The organism is Propionivibrio sp., assembly GCF_017995515.1.
Lineage (GTDB): Bacteria > Pseudomonadota > Gammaproteobacteria > Burkholderiales > Rhodocyclaceae > Propionivibrio.
In genome coordinates, this window is record NZ_JAGOIT010000004.1 from 46,809 (window position 1) to 65,327 (window position 18,519).

Here is an 18,519-nt window from a genome sequence, read left to right on the forward strand (position 1 = left end):
TTCCGTCAACGGAATACTACCCCACCTTCGCCGCCAGTTTCTCCGCCTGCGATGGGCGCACCGCTTGAGCATCTGCAACGTTTTGTGCCCGGAAACAGCCGCCATCTCCAGCACTGAGAAATCCCCACGCTCCGCCAACCGAGACAGCGCCTCGTGCCGCAGATCATGCCACCGAAAATCGGACACCCCACCCGATGGTGCCCGGATGGTACCGTCGCCATCGCCTCAGTCGTCCAGTACCCCCATCTCTTCCAGCCGTTCGAGCGACATCCGGCCGATGTCGTTGAAGTCGAACGCTTCGCCATCGTCGTTATCCACGGCTTCGCAGCGCGCATTGCTCATGAAGTTATCGCGCAGCGTGTCGCCGCGAGCTTGCGCGACAAACTCTTCGCGTACGAGCCGGTAGAGAAGCCGCGCACGCGAATCCTCTTCGAGCGCGTTCCAGCGGTTTTCGGCCAAGACGGACCTGTGAATCGCGACTTCGACATCGAACGTGCCGGAGAAGCGGATGTACAGGTCGTCATCGATTTCCTTGATCGCCCGCTTTTTCCATTTGGCAAGCTTGGCCTTGGTCTTCGCGAGTTCGGTTTCCAGTTGGGCCAACGATTTCTTCTTCGACATCCGGGTTCTCCTTGTTCGAAAATTGCATCATGAGCGCGTTCGGCAAACGCCTTGGCCGATCGGTCGTACCTGCCCTCAATGCATGAATTGATCCTGGCGAGTGACTGAAGAAACGGGATCCGGTCAATGGTAAGAACGGCAGATTGCAGAAATGTGACCTGTCAGGATTCGGGCTTTTTGACCTTGTCCGGTCGTTCGCGTAGCCGACCGTGTTGCCACGCGCCGGATTCGGGCGTTGAATCACGGCTTCGTCCTCGCATGGGTCGGCGAGGCCAATATTCGACGGATCGCGATCATCGTTGCCGACAACACTCACTCGGACGCGCAGTTTGCCGGGTCAAGTTCGGTGCCGGCGCACGTCGAAATGATGGGCTTCCTGGGCATGGGCAACAACCCCATGGGTGCCTCAGTAGCGGTCGCCGTGGCGTTGGAACAGGCGCAAAGGTAAGCTCTTTCTTTTTCCGAATCGGGTTTCGACCATGCACTCGTCACGCACCCTCGTACGCATTCCCGCCAGCATCTGGGCCTTGGGGTTTGTCAGTTTGTTGATGGACGTATCGTCGGAGCTGATTCATAGCTTGCTGCCGGTCTTCATGTTTACGGCACTGGGGGTCAGCGTCTTCACCATTGGGCTGATCGAAGGCGCTGCGGAGGCGACGGCACTGATCGTGAAAGTCTTCTCCGGTGCGATCTCCGACTATTTGGGCCGGCGCAAGCCGTTGGCGGTGTTCGGCTACGGCTTAGGCGCGATGTCCAAGCCGTTGTTTGCCATCGCGACGGGCGCCGGCCTGGTGGTGGCCGCACGCTTGATCGACCGCGTTGGCAAAGGTATTCGCGGCGCCCCCCGCGATGCCCTGGTCGCCGACATTGCGCCGCCCGAACTGCGCGGTGCCGCCTTCGGCTTGCGCCAGTCGCTCGATACGGTCGGCGCTTTTCTCGGGCCGATGCTGGCGATGGGACTCATGCTGCTTTGGGCGAACGACTTCCGCGCCGTGTTCTGGGTCGCCATCATCCCGGCTTTCCTTGCCGTTGCGCTGTTGTTTTTTGGCGTGCAGGAACCGGAACGCCATCAGGAAGGCGGGCGCATCAACCCGATTCGCCGCGAGAACCTGCGACGCCTGCCGCGGGCGTACTGGTGGGTCGTCGGCGTCGGCGCGATCTTCACCCTGGCGCGATTCTCCGAAGCATTCCTGGTTCTGCGTGCCCAACAAGGAGGATTGCCGATCGCTTTCACACCGCTGGTGTTGATCGGCATGAACGTCATCTACGCCGCCAGTGCCTACCCGTTCGGCAAACTGTCGGATGCCATGAGTCACGCCACGCTTCTGGCCTGGGGACTGGCTGTGCTGCTGGCCGCGGACGTGGCTTTGGCCTACGGCGACCACTGGATCAGCGTGTGGGCCGGAATTTCGCTGTGGGGCTTGCACATGGGAATAACCCAAGGCTTGCTGGCGACCATGGTGGCGGACACGGCTCCGGCCGACCTACGGGGTACGGCCTTCGGCTTCTTCAACCTGCTGAGCGGCGTGGCGATGCTGGTGTCCAGTTCGCTGGCGGGCCTGCTGTGGGAACGGTTTGGCGCCACCACCACCTTTGTGGCCGGAGGCGTCTTCTGTATCGTGGCCTTGCTGGTCTTGCGATGGCGAAGTTGCGCCCAACCATCTTGGCGATAGCCCTTTCGGTATTCCTGGTTCGCAGAAAAAACGATTTCCTCCCGAACAGCTCGTCATGCTGCAAGGCCGCCTTCGATCTCAATAGATCGCCGGGACGATCATCTCCTTCGGCACCGGATGGCGGAGGTAGTCGGGGTTATGCACGCGATCGGGCAGCACGACCGGTTCGCGCTCGACTTCGGCGTACGGAATCTGGCTCAGCAGGTGGTGGATGCAGTTGAGGCGCGCGCGCTTTTTGTCCACCGCCTCGACGATCCACCACGGCGCTTCGGGGATATGCGTGCGTTCGAGCATCGTCTCCTTGGCCGTCGTGTACTGTTCCCAGCGGCGGCGCGACTCCATGTCCATCGGGCTGAGTTTCCACTGTTTGAGTGGATCGTGGATGCGCATGGTGAAGCGCAGGTTTTGCTCGTCGTCGGTGATCGAGAACCAGTACTTGATGAGAATGATGCCGGAGCGGATAAGCATCTTTTCGAACTCGGGCACGGTGCGGAAGAACTCTTCGTACTCGTCGTCGGTGCAGAATCCCATGACCTTTTCCACGCCCGCGCGGTTGTACCAGCTGCGGTCGAAAAGGACGATCTCCCCGCCGGCCGGCAGGTGCGAGACGTAGCGCTGGAAGTACCACTGGCTGCGTTCGCGCTCACTTGGCGCCGGCAGCGCAGCGATGCGGCAGACGCGCGGATTGAGGCGCTGCGTGATGCGTTTGATGACGCCGCCCTTGCCCGCCGCATCACGCCCTTCGAAGAGGACGACGACCTTGAGCTTCTTGTGCACGACCCAGTCCTGCAATTTGACGAGTTCGCCCTGTAGCCGGAAGAGCTCCTTGAAGTAGAAGCTGCGGCTCAGGCCGCCGCCTTCGACCTCCGAATTCACCACGTCGGCGATCAGCGCGTTCATGCGGTCATCGTCGATTTCCATCTCCAGCTCTTCGTCAAAGCCGTCGAGCATTTCGTCGTAGACGCGGGATTCGTAGTCCTGTTGTTGCGGTGTTTTCTCCGTGCTCATCGCAGTTTTCTTCCTTGTTTTGGCGTCCGATTGTCTGTTGCCGGTTGAGCCGGCACCGCCTCAACGCAGCAAGCGTGCCCGCGGCAAACCCAACCCGTGTTACGAATCTACTCGATTTGTATTACAGACCAGTGACAGGCAAATAGCGACCCCGCGTTCAGCCATCATCCGGATATCCATCGCTGACACATGCCTGTAAGAATCGCGTCCGATGATCGGCACATCGTCGATAGAGCGGATGAGATCACCATGACCGACACGATTTTCTGCTACTCCTGCCGCAAGCATCACGCGAGGGACGAAGTCACCCTCGTGCAATCGAAAGGCGTCAAGCGCTGGCGCTGCCTGAAAAGCATCGCCGAGAGCCGGAAAAGCCGCGATCAGCGCGACCTGTTCGGCAAGGAGACCTCGGCGCTGAACCAGGCGATCCGCCAGCGCCAGTCGGCACACTCACTGCCGCGCCCGGTGCTCGAACTGTTCGGAACCCTGCGCGGCAACGCGCCGCCGCGTGTCGAGAGGTCGATGTAAGAAGGAACGAAAAGAGCAAAGGCGAAGTAGACTATGCGGCCCGCTTCAGCGAAGCGCCGCATGGAAGAACCCACGATGCAAAAAGACGATACGAACGATCTTTCGTCCGAAGAGATTGAACAACTCGCCGATTTCGACGCCGACATCTCACCGGACGAAATCAAGCGCCTCGAAGAAGCGGCGGCCACGCGCGAGCGCCTGCACCAGCACAAGCTCTGCCTCGTCGCCATGTCGTCGAGCGCAGAGATGCTCAAGGAGATCCGGCGCAATTCGCCGCAAGAATTCGACGCCATGCTCGAAATGGTCAACGCCTTCCAGGACTACGCGAAAAGCGTCGCCGAGCTCTCGCAGAAGGCGCTCTATCGAATGCTCGTCATCGGCAGCCTGACGGACGAAGAGATCGAGCGCTGAAAGCGCTTGCAAACAACGGAAACAGCGACCGGCAACAGCGACTGACTACAGCGAATCCGCCGGAATCGGCCGACCGGTCAGGTAGCCCTGGATCAGCACGAAGCCCATTTCGACGCAGGCTTGCGCTTCCTCCTCGTCTTCCACGCCTTCGGCGAGCGGTACCGACCCCGTTGCCAGCACCATCTGCACGAGATCGCGCACGACCTGACGCTTGCGTTCGCTCGCCGTATGGATGCCGTGAATCAGCGACCGATCGAATTTCACGAAATGCGCCGGGACGTCGGCAAGTTCCAGCAGGCGCGCCTGCCCGGCGCCGAAGTCGTCGTAGGCAAAGCGGATATCGAGCTGCAACAGGCGGTTCGCGAGCTTGCGCAATTGCTCAACGTCGGTCACCGCCGATTCGTGAATCTCGACGACGATGCTCATCTCCGGCGAGCGTTGGCGCAGACGCGCCAGCGATTCGATAAAACTGTCGCAGAACGTCTCCTTCGGATGCGCGTTGATGAACAGCGTATTGCCGGCAACGCGCGGCGCCATCTTGCCCAGCCCGAATTCGCGGAAAGCCAGACTCAGATCGACCTCACGCCCCATCGCCTCGGCCAGGCCAAACAGCTCGATCGGGCTCGTCGGTAGCTGCGGATGATTGGCACGACCAAGCAACTCATACCCGACGACCTGGCGCGAACGCGCATCGACAATCGGTTGCACCGCCCCGGAAATGCCCTGCCCCATGAGCAACTCGTCGAACTCGACTTCGTTCGGCGCAAAGTTCTCGGAGAGCGCCATGTTCATCGGGATGATCATGGTATGCATCTGGTCAAACGCCAGCACATCGCTCTGATCAACCAGCACCATGCGCAGCTTGAACTCGGCGCTGGCGAAATGAATGATGTCGTTTTCCCTGAGCAGGCAGTAACCCTCGATCCGTTCGCGGTTGACGAAGGTGCCGTTGGTGCTGTTCTCGTCGATCAGGCGCAGCTGGCCGCTGATGTCGCGCTCCAGCACGGCATGGAAGCGCGAGAGGCCGAGCGCCGGAATCACCAGATCGTTTTCCTTGCTGCGGCCGACCCGGTATGGCAACTGGGCGATGACAAACTCGACCGGCATGCCGTCCGTACCGAAAGACTCCAAAGACCACTGTTTCTCCAAGCGCCCACTCCGCCGAACTAAAATATCATCGATGTATGATATTTTACAACCGAGAACCAACGCGGATTTTTATTGTGCGCTCGGACACAATTTTTTACAAAGCCCCCACAAAGCGTTCGCACGAAGCCATGCGTTACATCGTCCAGAAAGCGTTGAGAACTCGGCCTTCGGGCTGAAAAATGCTGCCACAATCAGCTTCGATCAACCGGATAAGGTAGTCTTGGCGCCATGCGGTACATCGCACTGCCGCGTCAGCTCTCAGACAGAGAACTGCTTGCTTCCCTGATCGACCCGGGTCTTTCGAAAGGAGAGAACATGTCCAGCACCAGACATATTCGCTCGGCGCATTCAACATTGCAGGATGCTCGCGGGGCGGTCCGTGAGTTCCACGCCGCCGTGATGCAGCCGGATACGGCGCTCGTGCTTTTCTTCGCGTCGAGCCGCTACGATCTCGAAGCGCTTGCCGACGAACTTGACGCCTGCTTTGCCGGGATTCCGGTGGTCGGTTGCACAACGGCCGGCGAAATCGGGCCGGCAGGCTATCGCGACCACGGGCTGTCGGGTGTCAGCTTTCCGGCTTCTTCCTTCATCGCAGTCACCGGATTCCTTGGCGATCTGAAGCATTTCAACGTCTCCCAAGGGCAGGCAACCGCCCATGCGTTGCTGCAACGCCTCGAGGCGAGCGCGCCGAATGCGAACGCGAGCAACTCCTTTGGTTTTCTGATGATCGACGGCTTGTCGGTACGCGAGGAGCCGGTCGGCTGGACGCTGCACAACGCGCTGGGCAAGATTCCGCTGGTTGGCGGCTCCGCCGGCGACGATGGCGAGTTCGCACGGACCTGGGTGTTCCATGACGGTGCCTTCCAGACCGACAGCGCGATTCTCGTCCTGATCAGCACCGGGTTTCCGTTCAAGATCTTCAAGACCCAGCATTTCGTCAGCCTCGACGAGCGTCTCGTCGTTACCGAAGCGGACCCGGAGCATCGCATCGTCAAGGAAATCAACGGACGCCCCGCCGCCGAGGAATACGCGCGGGTCATCGGCGTGCCGCCCGACGATCTGTGCACGATACGCTTTGCCAGTTCGCCGGTCGTCGTGGTGATCGACGGTACCGACTACGTCCGCTCGATCCAGAAGGCGAACCCGGACGGCAGCCTGACTTTCTTCTGCGCCATCGAGGAAGGGCTGGTATTCCGCGTGGCGCGCGGCGTCGACCTGATCAAGGGCATGAGCGACGCCCTCGACGAGCTCATCGACGAAGTCGGCCCAACGCAAGCAATCCTGGTTTGCGACTGCATCCTGCGCAAAATGGAACTTGCGGAGCACGCTCAACGCGAGGAAGCCGGTCGCGTACTCATGGCAAACAATGCCGTGGGTTTCAGTACCTATGGAGAGCAGTTCAACGGCATCCACGTCAACCAGACGCTGACGGGTGTTGCGATCGGTCGCGGGGATGAAGCCGATGTCTGAGTCGGGCGCGGATCGACCGGCATCGGACGAGCAGGCGTTTCGCGACGAGATTGCGCGCCTGAACAAGATCGTCACGGCATTGATGAACCGTGCCGAACGCAGCGCGAGCAATCAGCGCTCCGATTTCGGCATGTTCCAGACGACGCTGATGCTGGAAAGCCAGGTCCGCGAGCGTACGGAAGCGCTTGAAGAATCCCTGCATGAGAACGAGAAGATCAATCGTGCGCTGCACAACGCCAAGGCGCAGATGGAGATCGAAATGGAGGAGCGCAAGCGCGCGCTGGTGGCGCTTGAGCACGAGCAGAAAGAACAGCGGATTCTCATCAAGAAACTCGAGGATGCGCATCACCAGTTGCTGCAATCGGAAAAAATGGCCTCGATCGGCCAGTTGGCGGCCGGCGTCGCGCACGAAATCAACAACCCGATCGGATTCGTCGGTTCCAACCTGCGTACGCTCAAGGACTACATCGCCGCGTTGCTGGAACTGGTTTCCGTCTATGAACAGGGTGACAGCCTCATGGCCGACGATACCGCGTTAGCGCAAAGAATCCGTGAACTCCGCCGCGCGGTCGACATCGACTTCCTGCGCGAAGACGCACCAGCGCTGATCAACGAGTCGATCGAGGGAACGGAGCGTGTCCAGCGCATCGTGCAGGATCTGCGCGACTTCTCGCGCCTCGAGAACCCGGACTGGCAGGGGGCAGACCTGCACGCCGGACTGGAAGCCACGCTCAACATCGTGTCGAACGACGTCCGGTTCAAGGCCGATATCGTGCGCGAGCTGGGCGACATTCCGGCCGTCGAGTGCCTGCCGTTCCAGATCAACCAGGTATTCCTGAACATCCTCCTCAACGCCGCACAATCGATCACCGGGCGCGGAACCATCACGCTACGCAGCGGCCGCGTGACCGACGAGGTCTGGATCTCGATCACCGACACCGGCCAGGGGATTCCGCCCGAGCGCATGGCCAGGATCTTCGATCCGTTCTACACGACCAAACCGGTCGGCCAGGGCACCGGCCTCGGCCTCTCCGTATCGTACGGCATCGTCAAGAAGCACGGCGGCCGGATCGACGTGCAAAGTCAGACCGGCGCCGGCACCACGTTCACCATCCGGTTACCGATCAAACGCCCGGCTGCGGCATGAAACACGTCCGCTTGCCGCTGTCGGCGGATCGGCGATCGCCTACGGCTGCAACGGCGAGACGAGGCGGTCGATCTCGGCCAGCACCTCGGTCTCGAACGGTGCGGCCTGCGTCGCCGCCACCGCGTCGAGCACCTGCGACGGACGGCTGGCGCCGATCAGCACCGAGGTCATCGACGCGTGGCGCAAGACCCAGGCCAACGCCATGCGCGCGAGCGACAGCCCGCGCGCCGCGGCGATGTCGTTCAGCTTGCGCACGGCATCGAGGCGTTCCGCCGTCAGCTGCTCGGGCTTGAGGAAGGCGCCGCGCGCGGCGCGCGAGTCTTCGGGAATCGTGCCCTGCAGGTAGCGATCGGTGAGGATGCCTTGCGCCAGCGGCGAAAAGGCGATGCAGCCGATGCCCTGATCGGCCAGCGCCGGCAGGAGCGCGGCCTCGATGCGGCGGTCGAGCATGCTGTAGCGCGGCTGGTGAATGACGCAGGGCGTGCCGAGCTGGCGCAACAGCGCGGCGGCCTCGCGCATCCGCTCGGCCGGATAGTTCGACAGACCGACGTAGAGCGCCCGCCCGCTGCTGACGATGTGCGCCAGCGCGGCCATCGTCTCTTCGAGCGGCGTTTCCGGGTCCGGGCGGTGGTGATAGAAGATATCGACGTAGTCGAGCCCCAGGCGCTTCAGGCTCTGGTCCAGGCTGGCGATCAGGTACTTGCGCGAGCCCCAGTCGCCGTACGGCCCCGGCCACATCGTATAGCCGGCCTTGCTGGAAATGATCAGCTCGTCGCGATACGGTTTGAGGTCGCCGCGCAGCAGGGCGCCAAAGGTTTCCTCGGCCGAGCCGGGCGGCGGACCGTAGTTGTTGGCGAGGTCGAAGTGCGTGATGCCGTGGTCGAACGCCGTGCGCACCACCTCGCGCGCCGTTGCAAAGCGGTCGACGCCGCCGAAGTTGTGCCACAGGCCAAGCGAGACGGCGGGCAGTTTCAGGCCGCTACGGCCACTGCGCCGATAGGAAATGGTCGTGTAACGCTCGGGGTTGGCGGCATAAGGCGTGTGCATGGGCATGAGCGAGGACTTCCTGCGGTGACGGGAATGGCGCATGAGTATGTCGGACCAGCCTTGCCTGGGTCAACGTGGACGCAGCGTTGAAAGCCTTTTCCGGCAATTCGGCCCGTCGGCCTCAAAGGTCTGCATGCAGGGCTTGCGGTATAGTCGGGGTCATACTCATCGTGAGGTCTGGCAAAACGGCCCGCATACAGCTCATTCGTGACATCTTTGATCCGGGAGACAGCCATGAAGAAGTTTTCCAGCATCCTTGCAGTGACCGACTTTTCCGGTCCGGCGCATCATGCAGTCGAGCGTGCGGCAAGGATCTCCAAGGAAACCGGGGCAATGCTAACGCTGTTGCACGTTTTGGAACCACCGCCGATGGAAACGCTCAAGCTGCTGTGGTCCGACAAGCTGCCGCTTTCCACGGCCGAAGCAGTCGAAGCTGCGAGGCAAAAGCTCGACGAACTCGCGGCAAGCCTTCTTGAGCGGCACCAGATCTCCGTCCGCCCCCAAGTCGTCCTGGGCAACTTTTTATCGGAGCTTACGCGGCAGGCCGATGCTGCCGCGGCCGATCTGATCGTCTGCGGGGACTCCGGCGAGAGCGCTGTTCAGCATCTTCTGGTCGGAACAACAGTGGAACGAATCATCGGCCACGCGCGTTGCCCGGTGCTGATCGTCAAGCGGCCTGCCCGCCAAAGCTACGGAAGCGTTCTGGTCGCCGTTGACCTCTCACCGACTTCGTCCCGCTCCATCGATGAAGCCATGGCGCTTGCTCCCAATGCCGAGTACGTGCTTCTTCATGCCTTCGACGCACCGTTCGCCGAAAAACTGAAGAACGCCGAGGTCGGAGAAAAACTGCTGACACACTACCGGGTCGGCGCGCGCAACGACGCGCTCGCGCACATGCACGCCATGAGCGACGCAGCTGGCTTGCCAAGCGGGACAACCCGTTTTTCGGTACTGCAAGGCGACCCTTTCCGCCGCATCCTCGAATATGATCAGACACACGTCCTTGATCTGATCGTGCTTGCCCGGAGCGGCCATCGACTTCTCGAAGCCCTGTTCGTCGGCAGCGTCACCCGCCACGTCGTCGACCGTTCGCACTGCGATGTCTTCGTCTCGACCTGACCCTCGGTCGCACCGCCAGCAACCGGTACGGGCACGATTTTCCGATCAATCACCTTGCGGTATCCTCCGCAAACCCGGAGTCCAACACGGTCGCGGGTGGACGGCGCTCGAATCTCGAGCCCGTCGTGACGCCGACGACCAACAATGACCGGAACGATTCAGGACAATGCCCCGCTCGCCTCACAGTCAAATCAGCCCACAAAACACGCCCATGACCGTTACTTCCACCGCCTGCCCGGCCTGCCGGCAGCCGATGTCGCACCTCAAGCTGCCACGACGCGACAGCGGCCATGTCGACCTCGACCTCTGCTTCGCCTGCCAGGGCATCTGGTTCGACGAGTTCGAGAGCTACCAGATCAGCCCAGGCGGGATCATCGAGTTGTTCAAGCTGATCCACGCGCACCGCGACGAAATGCGCACGCCACACCCGGCCAGGCTGCAATGCCCGCGCTGCAACGACGCGCTGCTCCCCGTGCTCGACGTCGCCAAAAGCGGCCGTTTCACTTACCAGCGCTGCCTGCAGAAGCACGGGCGTTTCATCGTGTTCGCCCAGTTCATGATCGAGAAGGGCTTTGTCCGCCAGCTGGCGCCGATGGAGGTCAAGGCGCTTGCCGCGCGCGTCGGCACGATCCACTGTTCGGGCTGTGGCGCGCCGGTCGACATCCGCACCGAATCGGTCTGCAGCCACTGTGCGGCACCAATCGCCATCCTCGATCAGGAAGCCGTCGAGACGGCGCTCGCCGGCTACCACACGAAGGAAATCGCCAACAACCGGCGCGATCCGGAGGCGATGGCCGAGGCGCTGCTTGAAATCGAGCGGCAACGCAGTCCTCGCGCCGGACGAAAGGCGACATCGAATCTCGGCCTCGACATGGAGATCGGCGATCTGGTCATCGCCGGCATCGGGCTCGCATGCAAACTGCTTATCAAGTAGTCGGCAACACCCGCACGCCGGTTCGATAGGCATTTACGCAATGGCGAAACGAGGCGGCGGTCTGCGCCTGCTCACATGCGAGAACGAATGGTTGCGGCACGCATTAGCAGCATGGTCGTCACCGGCGACGTGATAAGGATGAACGCGACGATCAGCACTTCCTGAACAACGGGCCGATTCGCCAGGGCCGAGGAGACGAGCATCGACGCGAACACCACGCAGAATGTTCCCATTGACGCGCCCAGCGTTGGCGCATGGATACGCGCGTAGAACGGCTCGAAGCGGAACAGTCCCACCGCCCCGATGAGCGTGAACAAACCGCCGCAAAAGAGAAGCAGGGCGGCCGGCAGCGCGGCCCAAAGCGGGACATGTTCGGCACTCATGGCTCGATGACCTCGCCGCGCAGCAGGAACTTGGCCAAGGCAGCCGAGCCGACAAAACCAAACAAGGCAATGACCAGCGCAATACCGAAGTAGGTCGACGACCCGAAACCGATGCCGAGTGCAAGCATGGTCAGCATGCTGCAGACGTACAGCGTATCGAGCGCCAGAATGCGGTCCTCAGCGGCCGGCCCTCGCAGCAAACGCAGAAAGGCGAGGAGCATGGCTAGAGCGAAACAAACCAGTGCGAACTGCACTGCCCACGTCAGCAAGGCATTCATCCTGAAAACCTCACCGCAAAGGCGCGAAGGCGCAAAGATCGCAAAGGAAACAACAGGTTGATCGTACTTGACCATTCACCCTGTGGGTAGCGATGGAAGACAGGTGCTGTTCGCGTAGCGCTTTGATTTTCTTTGCGGACCTTTGTGATCTTTGCGCCTTTTCGGTGAAGAACCGAGTTTTTCAGGTTCATTCAAATATCTCCATGAGCGGACGTTCATAGTGTTGTTTGACCTTCTGCACCCACGCGGCTTCGTCTGCGAGATCGAGAACGTGGAGGTTCAATTCGTTGCGCGCGGTGTCGTGTCCCGCCCAAACCGTGCCCGGCGTACCGGTGATGATGATGGTCAACATCGCCAAACCGTGCGGATCGCGCAGGTCGAGCGGTATCTTCACGAACCCCGCCCGTGGCGGGTGTCGTGTCCCGCTCAGAATGAGGCGCGCGACGCCGAGATTCGAATGGACGATATCGACGAAGACTTGCCAGCACAGCGCAACCGCCGTTAACAGGTGCTTGGGCCTGGAACGCAAAGGCCGCAGAAGAGCGGTACCGACAGTAATCAGGCTGGCGGCAAGCAGGCCAAGCGCAACGTTGGCAAAGGACAGATCCTGAGTGAGCAGCAACCAGACCACCAACAAGGAGAACGGCAGCAACGGCCCGTTTGGACTGTATCTCATCGCGCCTCTCCGACCGCCCTTGCCTGCGGCGGAAAAACGGTGCGTACGTAGGTCGGCGCGTCATGCAGCGACTGTGCGGCGGCGTTAAAGAAGGTCATCGCCGGTCCTGCCGCGAAAGTAAGCACGACGCACAACGAGAGCAGCAAGGCGACGGGTGCTGCCTCGATCAACTGAAGGCGCGGCGTTGGACGATTGCCCTCCCAGAACATCCGGACGCCTATCCGGGAAAGCGCAATCAGGCCGACCAGTCCGGACAACAGTAGCGCGGCGACAAACAATACGATGTGCGCCATCGGTGCGTGAGGTTGCGCGGCAACGGCTGACGAAATCAGCGCGAACTTGCCGACGAAACCGGAAAGCGGCGGCAAGCCGGACAAAAGCAGCGCGCAGGAAAAGAAGGCAAGCCCAAGAAAGGCCATCGCCGCCGGAATGGCCACGCCAGCCAGTTCGTAAGTGTTCTCGGCATCGTACCGATCCTGCAGGCCGAAGGCTTCGAAGCTGATGGCCAGCATATCTGCCGCGGCCGAGCGGTTGCGCTCGGCCATCTCGGCCAGCAGGAAGAAAGCACCGCTGGCGAGAACCGAACTGACCAGGTAATACAGCGCCGGCCCGGTGAGCGTGGTGCCGACAAAGCCGAAGGCCGCCAGCAGCGTCCCCGAGGAAACGATCACCAGGAAGCCGGCCAAACGATCGAGCTTTTGCGCGGCAAGCACGCCACAAGACCCCGCGGCGATCGTCGCGAGCCCGCAGAAAAACAGCCAGTCGCCTTCGAAGGGTGCCGGTGCGCCAACCTCTTGCAGCAAAACGGAAAAACGCAGGAGTGCGTACACCCCGACTTTGGTCAGCACCGCGAACACACCCGCCACGGGCGGCGTGGCGGAACCATAGGTGGCGGGTAGCCAGAAATTCAGCGGCCAGGCCCCTGCCTTGACCAGGAAGACGATCCCCAATAGCGCCGCACCAATGTCGAACAGGCTGCGCTCGGCGCCGTCCAGCTGTGCCACACGCTGCGCCAGCTCGGCCATGTTCAAGGTGCCGGTCACGCCGTAAATCAACGCGGCGGCCAGCAGGAACAACGCCGAGGCCACCAGATTCACCACGATGTAGTGCATGGCCGACTTGACGCGCAGCGGTCCCGATCCGTGCAATACGAGGCCATAGGATGCGGTGAGCATGACCTCGAAGAAGACAAACAGGTTGAAGATGTCGCCAGTCAGGAAAGCGCCGCTCAACCCCATAAGCAGAAACTGGAAGAGCGACAGGTAATGGCTCCCCGCGCGCTCCCATCGGGCAAAGGAGTAGATCAGCGTCGTCAGCCCGAGGAAGGACGACAAAGTCAACATGACCGCCGCCAGACGATCGACCACGAGCACGATGCCGAACGGCGCAGACCAGCTTCCAACGGCATACACGCCCGCCTCACCCGCCCAGGCTGCTTCAATCATGCCACCGGTCATGGCGAGCAAAATCCCCGCGACGACGAGTTGAGCCAAGGTCGCGCCGACGGCCAGCATCGCTCGCGCGCCGTGCCGGGTATCGCGGAGCATCAGCAGCACAGCCCCCGCGCAGAAGGGAATCAGAACGGGCAGGATCGGCCAATGGAGTTGCCAGCCAGTCATGATCCGCTCTCCGAAAAATCAGTGGAAAGCTGAATGACGATCATTGCGTAACGCCCCGACATCAACCGGCCTCCGGCTCCCGCCCGTCAACGTGGTCTGTGCCATTCAAACCGCGCGAGGCCAGCAACACAACAAGAAAGAGCGCCGTGCAAGCGAAGCCGATGACAATGGCCGTGAGTACGAGCGCCTGTGGAACCGGATCGGTGTACAGGGCGCGTACCGGATCAATCAGCGGCATGGCGTCGATGCGCAAGCGCCCCATGGCAAAAATGAAGAGATTGACCGCGTAGGAAAGGAGCGACAGCCCCATGATGACCTGAAAGGTGCGCGGACGCAGCAGCAGGTAGACACCGGCACCACCAAGAACACCAATCGCTGCAGAAAGTACGATTTCCATCAGGGCACTCCGTTTGGCCTGCGCGCCGCACCGCGCAGGGACTGGTGGGCAATCGCCACGAGCATGAGCACGGTGGCACCGAAAACCAGCAGATAGACCCCGAGATCGAAAAGCAGCACGCTCGACAGATGGATCTCGCCGAGCACGGGGAACGAGCCGTGCCACGACTGGCTGGTCAGGAACGTGGTGTCAACACTCCACGCCATGAGCCCTGCCGCGACGGCGCATAACAGCCCGAGGGCGATACAGGCCAGCGGCCGAACTCGCAGATACCACTCGACCCACAGCGTACCGCCAACGATGTACTGCATGATGACCGCCGCCGCCAGCATGAGCCCGCCCACGAAGCCGCCGCCGGGGGCGTTGTGTCCACGCAGAAAGAAAAACACCGACGCGAGCATCGCCACCGGCAACAGCAGGCGCACAAGCACCGCAGGCAGCATCAGGTAACCCGGCGGCAACGTGGCCGCGGGATCGAACGCCTCCACCGCGCCAGCCTCATCCTGTTCGCTTTGCTGGCGTGGCAACGGCACGCTTTCCGGCGCCGGGCGGAAGCGGCGCAGCAGCGCAAACACGCTGAGCGCGACGATACCGAGCACCGTGATCTCGCCGAAGGTATCAAAACCCCGAAAGTCGACCAGGATGACGTTGACCACATTGAGCCCTTCGCCTAGCGGCAACGCCTGCTCAATGAAAAACGGCGAGATGCCATCCACGTCCGGACGGCTCAAAACTGCATAAGCGAGACCAGCCAGGCCGATTCCGCAGGCAGTCGCAATGACTACATCGCGCACCCGACGCAACTGCGTGGTTGGCGCCGGCCCGCGTTCCCTGCCGTAATGTTGATCCCGACGCGGCAGCCAGCGTAGCCCGAGCAGGATGAGCACCACGGTTACCACTTCGACGGTCAATTGCGTCAAAGCCAGATCTGGCGCGGAGAACCAGACAAAGGTCAGGCAGGCCGCCAACCCGGCGCCTCCGGACATGATCAGCGCAGCCAGGCGATGGAACTTGGCCATCCACGCGACACCCAGCGCGCAGGCCGCACCGATCATCCACAACAGTGCGAACGCCGGATCGACGGGCAACAGGGAACGCTCGCCCCACGCCGTCGTTCCGGCCAGCGCCGTCAGCAATGCGGCACTCAAGGCGAGCACAAAGACGACAAGCAACTGCACCTGCAAACGCTCGGACCAGATACGCTGCATCGTCGCACTGGCCCCGCGCGTGATCGCCAGCAAGAAGGAATCGAACATGCGCTTGCCGTCGATGTGTTCAAGCACCGGCACCGTGTCGCCGGTGCGTCGCAAAAACACGCGATACAGCAATGCACCGCCGGCGAGCGCAGCCATGCTCATGTAAAGCGGCAGATTGAAGCCGTGCCAGACGGCCAGATCGTACGACGGCAACGCCTCACCGAGGATGGCTCGGGTGGCCAGCTCAAGAAACGGGCCGACGGTCAACGCCGGGAAAATGCCGACCAACACGCAGGCGAGGACCAGCAAGGCGCTCGGCAGCAGCATCCAGCGGGTCGGTTCATGCGGCGCGCGCGGCAGATCGTTCGGCGGCGGCCCGAGGAAAACCTGGTGGATGAAACGCAGCGAATAGGCCACGCTAAACATCCCGGCGAGCGTTGCTGCGAGCGGCAACGTCACTTGCTGCCAGCCCGGGCGGTCGAGGAACACCGTCTCGGCGAAGAACATTTCCTTCGACAGAAAACCGTTGAGCAACGGAACACCGGCCATCGCGGCGGCCGCCACCATGGCCAGCGCGGCAGTCATCGGCATGGCACGGTAGAGGCCGGACAAGCGCTGCAGGTTACGCGTACCCGTTTCATGATCGACGATGCCGGTGGCCATGAACAACGTCGCCTTGAAGGTCGCGTGGTTCGCGATGTGGAACACTGCCGCAACCAGCGCCAGCCGGCTGTTCATGCCGAGCAGCAAGGTAATGAGCCCGAGGTGGCTGATCGTCGAATAGGCAAGCACGCCTTTCATGTCCTGCTGGAAGATCGCCATGTAGCCGCCGAGCAACAGCGAGCACAGCCCTGCTCCGCCGACGATCCAGAACCATGCATCGCTCCCGGCCAACACCGGCCACAACCGCGCAAGCAGGAAGACGCCAGCCTTGACCATCGTTGCCGAGTGCAGATAGGCGGAAACAGGGGTCGGCGCGGCCATCGCGTGCGGCAACCAGAAATGAAACGGAAACTGCGCGCTCTTGGTCAGGGCACCGAGCACGATCAGCGACAACGCTGCCGGATAGCCCGGATGGCCGAGCAGGGAATCCCCCGCCGCGAGCACGACATCCAGATCGTAGCCACCGGCCATCTGCCCGAGCAGCAAGACGCCGCCGAACAGCGCCAGACCGCCCGCACCCGTAACGATGAACGCCATGCGCGCACCGCGCCGCGCCTCGCCACGATGGTGCCAGTAGGCGATCAGCATGAACGAGGAAAGACTGGTGAGTTCCCAGAACATCGCCAACTGGATCAGATTGCCGGAGAGCACGACGCCGAGCATCGCGCCCATGAAAGCGAGAAAGAACGAAAAAAACCGCGGCACAGGGTCGTCCGCCGACATGTAATAGCGAGCGTAGAGCACGACCAGCGTGCCCATGCCGGCCACCAGCATCGCGAACAGCCAGGCAAAGCCGTCCATGCGCAACTGGAAATCCAGCCCGAGTACCGGAGCCCAGGGAACGGTCAGGCGCACCACGCCGTCGGCGACCACCTGGGGATACAGACTGGCGACGAGCACCGACACGGCGAGCGCGACCAGCCCCGCCAGCCACGCTTCCGCATTGCGCGCGCTGGAACGCAAAAATGCCGCGCAGAGGCTGCCCAGAAAGGGAAGCAGGACAATCAGGAAGAGCTCCATAGCCCTGAAGTTTAACTTACCGAGGAAGCTTTTTGCCCGCGACTCCTCGTAGTGGAAAATCCTACCCGGAAAAGAAAGCTGACGCATGGCGCAGCCAGGGGAACCTCATCGGGGCTGTTTCGCGGACGCGTTGCCGTAGAATGCGGCAACGCCCCGAGTCCTGGCTTGATAGCCCCCCCCCAACGCAATGCATCGAGGACTGGCAAACTCGACGTTTTCAGGCCCCCTCACCGAATGCTCCACGGACTCCGTATTCTGATCGCCGACCAGCACGTCAGCATCCGCACCTGGATGCGCGAGCTGCTGTCGGTGATCGGCGCGACGTCCGTGTCGATGGCCGCCAACGCTTCCGAACTGATGCGCATGGCGCGCAACGCCGGTTACGACATCATCATCTGCGACCATCATCTCGACGACAAGCGCGACGGCCAGCAGCTGCTGGAGGAGTTGCGCTTCCTGCACATCCTGCCGCTGCGCAGCGTGTTCATGATCGCCACCGCCGAGCGCAAGTACAACCACGTCGTCGCCGCGGCCGAGTTCGCGTCTGACGACTATCTGGTCAAGCCCTACACGCCGGGGCAACTCGCCACGCGCCTCGACCGCGCCTTGAGAAAGAAGAAGGCGCTGCGCCACGTCTTCGACCATCTCGAAGTCTGCGCGCACGAAGACGCCATCCACGCCTGCGACCGCGCCATCCATGTAACGCCACGCTACGCGCTCGACGCGTTGCGCATCAAGGCCGAATCGCTCATTGCACTCGGGCGCGCAGAGGAAGCCACCGCCATCTATCAGTCGATCGCGGCGACGCAGGCCGTGCCCTGGGCGCGCATGGGCTACGCGATGATGTTGCAGCGCGAGAAGAAGTACGACGAAGCCAAGGACGAAGCCTACCAACTGAACGAGGAATACCCCGAGTTCCTCTCGGTCTACGACCTGCTCGCCAGGATTCACGAGGATGCCGGCGAGTTCCAGAAAGCCATCGAACTGCTTGAACGCGCGTCGTCGATCACTTCATCGACCAACACCGATCGGCTGCGCAAGATCGCCGAGGTGGCCGGCGACCGCGAAAAGGTCATCAGCACCCTGAAGCGCGTGGTCGAGCGCACGCAGCGATCGTCGATGCTGAAGGTCGACGACTACCTGTCGCTGACGCGCAACCTGCTCGACGAGCAACGCGTCG

The 18,519-nt window shown here is 61.9% G+C and carries 18 protein-coding genes and 1 pseudogene; 9 read left to right on the top strand and 10 right to left on the bottom strand.

Features of this window, described 5'->3' with window-relative positions; genetic code table 11:
- Nucleotides 1-225: 225 nt before the first annotated feature.
- Nucleotides 226-621: a hypothetical protein gene (locus tag KBA32_RS01395; RefSeq protein ID WP_294354150.1), complete on the bottom strand. Its 396-nt coding sequence runs from the start codon at nucleotides 619-621 to the stop codon at nucleotides 226-228.
- Nucleotides 622-934: 313 nt separating this feature from the next.
- Here KBA32_RS01395 and KBA32_RS17060 point away from each other — a divergent pair.
- Nucleotides 935-1,069, top strand: a pseudogene (locus tag KBA32_RS17060) (GGGtGRT protein); the annotation flags it as partial.
- A 31-nt stretch (nucleotides 1,070-1,100) separates the two neighbouring features.
- Nucleotides 1,101-2,294: an MFS transporter gene (locus KBA32_RS01405; RefSeq protein ID WP_294354157.1), complete on the top strand. Its 1,194-nt coding sequence runs from the start codon at nucleotides 1,101-1,103 to the stop codon at nucleotides 2,292-2,294.
- Between the two features lie 78 nt (nucleotides 2,295-2,372).
- On the opposite strand, the gene ppk2 is transcribed toward KBA32_RS01405, so the two are convergent.
- Nucleotides 2,373-3,302: a polyphosphate kinase 2 gene (gene ppk2, locus KBA32_RS01410; protein WP_294354160.1), complete on the bottom strand. Its 930-nt coding sequence runs from the start codon at nucleotides 3,300-3,302 to the stop codon at nucleotides 2,373-2,375.
- A gap of 249 nt (nucleotides 3,303-3,551) precedes the next feature.
- Between ppk2 and KBA32_RS01415 the strand changes: the two genes are divergently transcribed.
- Complete coding sequence (locus KBA32_RS01415; protein ID WP_294354162.1) at nucleotides 3,552-3,830, top strand: hypothetical protein; 279 nt, start codon at nucleotides 3,552-3,554, stop codon at nucleotides 3,828-3,830.
- Nucleotides 3,831-3,905: 75 nt separating this feature from the next.
- Entirely contained in the window at nucleotides 3,906-4,241 is a 336-nt protein-coding gene (locus tag KBA32_RS01420) for a hypothetical protein (protein ID WP_294354166.1), read from the top strand.
- Nucleotides 4,242-4,286: 45 nt separating this feature from the next.
- Here KBA32_RS01420 and KBA32_RS01425 read toward each other — a convergent pair whose 3' ends face one another.
- The gene (locus KBA32_RS01425; protein ID WP_294354169.1) at nucleotides 4,287-5,348 is read right to left on the bottom strand and encodes an EAL domain-containing protein; all 1,062 of its coding nucleotides are present in this window, start codon (nucleotides 5,346-5,348) and stop codon (nucleotides 4,287-4,289) included.
- Between the two features lie 357 nt (nucleotides 5,349-5,705).
- Between KBA32_RS01425 and nosP the strand changes: the two genes are divergently transcribed.
- Both nosP and KBA32_RS01435 read left to right on the top strand, forming a co-directional pair.
- Nucleotides 5,706-6,860: a nitric oxide-sensing protein NosP gene (nosP, locus tag KBA32_RS01430; protein ID WP_294354173.1), complete on the top strand. Its 1,155-nt coding sequence runs from the start codon at nucleotides 5,706-5,708 to the stop codon at nucleotides 6,858-6,860.
- The gene (locus tag KBA32_RS01435) at nucleotides 6,853-8,007 is read left to right on the top strand and encodes a histidine kinase (protein WP_294354179.1); all 1,155 of its coding nucleotides are present in this window, start codon (nucleotides 6,853-6,855) and stop codon (nucleotides 8,005-8,007) included. The genes nosP and KBA32_RS01435 overlap by 8 nt, the downstream gene beginning before the upstream one ends.
- Nucleotides 8,008-8,046: 39 nt before the next feature.
- Here the strand turns inward: KBA32_RS01435 and KBA32_RS01440 are convergent, their stop codons facing one another.
- Complete coding sequence (locus KBA32_RS01440; RefSeq protein WP_294354181.1) at nucleotides 8,047-9,060, bottom strand: aldo/keto reductase; 1,014 nt, start codon at nucleotides 9,058-9,060, stop codon at nucleotides 8,047-8,049.
- 228 nt (nucleotides 9,061-9,288) lie between these two features.
- Here KBA32_RS01440 and KBA32_RS01445 point away from each other — a divergent pair, with 228 nt between their 5' ends.
- Nucleotides 9,289-10,173: a universal stress protein gene (locus KBA32_RS01445; RefSeq protein ID WP_294354185.1), complete on the top strand. Its 885-nt coding sequence runs from the start codon at nucleotides 9,289-9,291 to the stop codon at nucleotides 10,171-10,173.
- A gap of 211 nt (nucleotides 10,174-10,384) precedes the next feature.
- Nucleotides 10,385-11,107 (top strand): zf-TFIIB domain-containing protein, encoded by a 723-nt coding sequence (locus KBA32_RS01450; protein WP_294354190.1) that lies wholly within the window; start codon nucleotides 10,385-10,387, stop codon nucleotides 11,105-11,107.
- A gap of 71 nt (nucleotides 11,108-11,178) precedes the next feature.
- Here KBA32_RS01450 and mnhG read toward each other — a convergent pair whose 3' ends face one another.
- The 6 genes from mnhG to KBA32_RS01480 form a co-directional block, all read right to left on the bottom strand.
- Entirely contained in the window at nucleotides 11,179-11,490 is a 312-nt protein-coding gene (mnhG, locus tag KBA32_RS01455) for a monovalent cation/H(+) antiporter subunit G (protein WP_294354193.1), read from the bottom strand.
- Nucleotides 11,487-11,843 carry a K+/H+ antiporter subunit F gene (locus KBA32_RS01460; RefSeq protein ID WP_294354195.1) on the bottom strand — a complete coding sequence of 119 codons (357 nt, stop codon included), beginning with the start codon at nucleotides 11,841-11,843 and terminating at the stop codon, nucleotides 11,487-11,489. Before KBA32_RS01460 ends, mnhG begins: the two co-directional genes overlap by 4 nt.
- 112 nt (nucleotides 11,844-11,955) lie before the next feature.
- On the bottom strand, nucleotides 11,956-12,444 hold the full coding sequence (locus KBA32_RS01465) for a Na+/H+ antiporter subunit E (RefSeq protein WP_294354198.1): 489 nt from the start codon (nucleotides 12,442-12,444) through the stop codon (nucleotides 11,956-11,958).
- Nucleotides 12,441-14,063: a monovalent cation/H+ antiporter subunit D gene (locus tag KBA32_RS01470; RefSeq protein ID WP_294354200.1), complete on the bottom strand. Its 1,623-nt coding sequence runs from the start codon at nucleotides 14,061-14,063 to the stop codon at nucleotides 12,441-12,443. Before KBA32_RS01470 ends, KBA32_RS01465 begins: the two co-directional genes overlap by 4 nt.
- 61 nt (nucleotides 14,064-14,124) lie before the next feature.
- On the bottom strand, nucleotides 14,125-14,460 hold the full coding sequence (locus KBA32_RS01475; protein ID WP_294354205.1) for a Na+/H+ antiporter subunit C: 336 nt from the start codon (nucleotides 14,458-14,460) through the stop codon (nucleotides 14,125-14,127).
- Nucleotides 14,460-17,339, bottom strand: coding sequence for a monovalent cation/H+ antiporter subunit A (locus KBA32_RS01480; protein WP_294354207.1), 2,880 nt, complete (start codon nucleotides 17,337-17,339; stop codon nucleotides 14,460-14,462). The genes KBA32_RS01475 and KBA32_RS01480 overlap by 1 nt, the downstream gene beginning before the upstream one ends.
- A 234-nt stretch (nucleotides 17,340-17,573) precedes the next feature.
- Here KBA32_RS01480 and KBA32_RS01485 point away from each other — a divergent pair.
- On the top strand, nucleotides 17,574-18,519 hold a 946-nt coding region (locus tag KBA32_RS01485; RefSeq protein ID WP_294354211.1), incomplete at its 3' end, for a response regulator.

Coding starts and splice junctions, on each gene's coding strand:
- KBA32_RS01395 (WP_294354150.1), bottom strand. CDS start 621: ATGTCGAAGAAGAAATCGTTGGCCCAACTGGAAACCGAACTCGCGAAG.
- ppk2 (WP_294354160.1), bottom strand. CDS start 3,302: ATGAGCACGGAGAAAACACCGCAACAACAGGACTACGAATCCCGCGTC.
- KBA32_RS01445 (WP_294354185.1), top strand. CDS start 9,289: ATGAAGAAGTTTTCCAGCATCCTTGCAGTGACCGACTTTTCCGGTCCG.
- KBA32_RS01465 (WP_294354198.1), bottom strand. CDS start 12,444: ATGAGATACAGTCCAAACGGGCCGTTGCTGCCGTTCTCCTTGTTGGTG.
- KBA32_RS01420 (WP_294354166.1), top strand. CDS start 3,906: ATGCAAAAAGACGATACGAACGATCTTTCGTCCGAAGAGATTGAACAA.
- KBA32_RS01415 (WP_294354162.1), top strand. CDS start 3,552: ATGACCGACACGATTTTCTGCTACTCCTGCCGCAAGCATCACGCGAGG.
- KBA32_RS01475 (WP_294354205.1), bottom strand. CDS start 14,460: ATGGAAATCGTACTTTCTGCAGCGATTGGTGTTCTTGGTGGTGCCGGT.
- KBA32_RS01480 (WP_294354207.1), bottom strand. CDS start 17,339: ATGGAGCTCTTCCTGATTGTCCTGCTTCCCTTTCTGGGCAGCCTCTGC.
- mnhG (WP_294354193.1), bottom strand. CDS start 11,490: ATGAGTGCCGAACATGTCCCGCTTTGGGCCGCGCTGCCGGCCGCCCTG.
- KBA32_RS01405 (WP_294354157.1), top strand. CDS start 1,101: ATGCACTCGTCACGCACCCTCGTACGCATTCCCGCCAGCATCTGGGCC.
- nosP (WP_294354173.1), top strand. CDS start 5,706: ATGTCCAGCACCAGACATATTCGCTCGGCGCATTCAACATTGCAGGAT.
- KBA32_RS01440 (WP_294354181.1), bottom strand. CDS start 9,060: ATGCCCATGCACACGCCTTATGCCGCCAACCCCGAGCGTTACACGACC.
- KBA32_RS01470 (WP_294354200.1), bottom strand. CDS start 14,063: ATGACTGGCTGGCAACTCCATTGGCCGATCCTGCCCGTTCTGATTCCC.
- KBA32_RS01425 (WP_294354169.1), bottom strand. CDS start 5,348: ATGCCGGTCGAGTTTGTCATCGCCCAGTTGCCATACCGGGTCGGCCGC.
- KBA32_RS01435 (WP_294354179.1), top strand. CDS start 6,853: ATGTCTGAGTCGGGCGCGGATCGACCGGCATCGGACGAGCAGGCGTTT.
- KBA32_RS01460 (WP_294354195.1), bottom strand. CDS start 11,843: ATGGTCAAGTACGATCAACCTGTTGTTTCCTTTGCGATCTTTGCGCCT.
- KBA32_RS01450 (WP_294354190.1), top strand. CDS start 10,385: ATGACCGTTACTTCCACCGCCTGCCCGGCCTGCCGGCAGCCGATGTCG.